This is a genomic window from Rhizobacter sp. (genome assembly GCF_035702065.1).
Taxonomy (GTDB): Bacteria; Pseudomonadota; Gammaproteobacteria; order Burkholderiales; family Burkholderiaceae_C; genus Rhizobacter.
Genome location: NZ_DASSRA010000446.1, coordinates 1 through 2,545, shown reverse-complemented (window position 1 = coordinate 2,545; position 2,545 = coordinate 1). Strand labels below are relative to the sequence as shown.

Annotated in this window: 2 protein-coding genes; both read left to right on the top strand. The window is 67.9% G+C overall.

Annotated features, from left to right (window positions below):
- Positions 1-622 (top strand): type VI secretion system baseplate subunit TssG (tssG, locus tag VFL64_RS19560; RefSeq protein ID WP_489542058.1); only part of this gene is annotated, 622 nt, incomplete at its 5' end.
- 45 nt (positions 623-667) lie between these two features.
- The coding region (locus tag VFL64_RS19555) for a Clp protease N-terminal domain-containing protein (protein ID WP_489542057.1) at positions 668-2,545 on the top strand (1,878 nt) is incomplete at its 3' end.

Genomic DNA, 2,545 nt, shown 5'->3' with positions numbered 1-2,545 from the left:
CTTGCACCTGCAGTACGAGGCCGACCGCAGCAACCGCTTCGCCCCCATGGTGCTGGCGCTGGCAGGCGTGGGGCAGAAGTCGCTGAACGACCGGCTGCTGCCACGCTCAGGTGGTGTCGACGACGAAAGCCTGGCCTTCTTCGCTGGGGCCTTGCAGCAACGGTCTCTGTCGGCGCCGCAGCTGCAGCAACTGCTGGCGCGCTACCTGCGGGTGCCTGTGCGCATCGAGCAGTTCTGTGGCCGCTGGTATGCCTTGCCGCCGTCGGCGCGCACGCACCTGGGTCTGGGCAACGGCGTGCTGGGCAAGAGCGCCTTGTCCGGCGAGCGGGTGTGGCAGCGCGACCTGCGCGTCAGGCTCGTGCTGGGGCCGCTCACGCATTCGCTGTTCCAGCGCTTCCTTCCGGGAGCGCCGGGTGCCACCGCCTTGCGCGAGCTGCTCACCTTGCTCAGCGGGGCCAGCCTCGAATACGAGATCAACCTCACCCTGCGCGCTGACGCGGTGGAGAGCAGCAGGCTCGATTCGCGCCGCTCGCCGCTGGCCGGCCGCCTGGGCTGGGACACCTATGTCCAGACGCGGCCGCAGCAGGCAGACCGATGCGACGTCCGCTACGACATTCACTAGATCGACCCCCAGTAAAACATCGCTGTCATCACCGTCACGTCTCCCATGTCGAACAACCTCAAGACGCTCATCTCCAAGCTCAACGACACCACGCGGCGTGCGGCCGAGCGAGCCGCCAGCCTGTGCATGGCGCGTGGCAACTACGAAGTCGACCTGGAGCACCTGTTCCTGGCCTTGCTGGAGAACCCGCAAGGCGACCTGGCGCTGCTGTGCAAGAAGTCGGGCATTGCCGTCAGCGAGCTGCAGCGCGACCTGGAGAACGAGATTGGCCGCTTCAAGACAGGCAACACGCGTACGCCGGTGTTCTCGCAGCACCTGCCGGTGTTGCTGGAGCATGCCTGGCTGATCGCCTCGCTGGAATCGCACACGGTGCGCATTCGTGGTGCCCACCTGCTTCTGGCCTTGCTCGCCGAGCCCGGCCTGAGCCAGCTGGCCTACCGGGGCTCCAAGCTCTTCGTGAAGTTCAAGCTCGACGAGCTGAAGCACAAGCTCCCTGAACTCACGCAAGGCTCGCAGGAGGCCGCTGAAACCCTGCGGGCCGCCGATGCGCCTGCGCCGGGCGGCGACGAAGAGCAGGCCGCGCAGATGGCCGCGCCCGGCAAGACGCCTGCACTCGACCAGTTCACCACCCGGCTCACGCAGCGTGCACGCGAAGGCAAGGTCGACCCCGTCATCGGCCGTGATGCCGAGATCCGCCAATGCATCGACATCCTGATGCGCCGGCGCCAGAACAACCCCATCCTCACCGGCGAGGCCGGTGTGGGCAAGACCGCCGTGGTCGAAGGCCTGGCGCTGCGCATTGCCCAGGGTGACGTGCCGCCACCCCTGCAGGGCGTGGAGCTGCACACGCTCGACATGGGCCTCCTGCAAGCCGGAGCCTCGGTGAAGGGCGAGTTCGAGAACCGCCTGAAGAACGTGATCGACGAGGTGAAGAAGAGCCCGCACCCGATCATCCTCTTCATCGACGAGGCCCACACCATGATCGGTGCCGGCGGCCAGGCCGGGCAGAACGACGCGGCCAACCTGCTCAAGCCCGCACTGGCGCGCGGTGAGCTGCGCACCGTGGCCGCCACCACCTGGGGCGAGTACAAGAAGTACTTCGAGAAAGACGCCGCACTGGCCCGCCGCTTCCAGGTGGTGAAGGTCGAAGAGCCCAGCGAGCCTCTGGCCGCCGCGATGCTGCGCGGCATGGCACCGCTGATGGAGAAGCACTTCAACGTGCGCCTCTTCGACGAAGCCATCACCGAAGCCGTGCGCCTGTCGGCGCGCTACATCAGCGGACGCCAGCTGCCCGACAAGGCCATTAGCGTGCTCGACACGGCCTGCGCCCAGGTCGCGCTGGGCCAGAGCGCCACGCCGGCCGCCATCGAAGACACGCAGCGCCAGCTGGAACGGCTGGCTGCCGAGCGCCGTGCACTCGAACGCGAAGCGGCCGTGGGTTCCGATCATGGCGCGCGTCTGTCCGAACTCAACGACCAGCGGCAACAGCTCGGCGACACGCTGGGTGCGCTCAAGTCGCGTTGGGAGCAGGAAAAGGTGCTGGTTGACGAGATCCGCACCATGCGTGCCGGCCTCGAAGCCCACCCCGCGGCCCCGGACCTTGCCAAGCCGGCCGCCGCCAGGAATGGCAAGGCCAAGGGCGTGGCCGCGTCGCCGGAGCAGGCTGCGTTGCAAGCCAAGCTGGCCGAACTTGCTTCGCTGCAGGGCGAGAGCCCGATGGTGCCGATGCAGGTCGACGGCACCGTGGTGGCCGAGATCGTCGCCGCCTGGACGGGCATCCCCCTGGGCAAGATGGTGAAGGACGAGATCAAGACCGTGCTGGGCCTGCTGCCCACGCTGCGCGAGCGCCTCATCGGCCAGGACCATGCGCTGGCTGCCGTCGCACAGCGTGTGCGCACCGCCCGCGCCAATCTGGAAGACCCG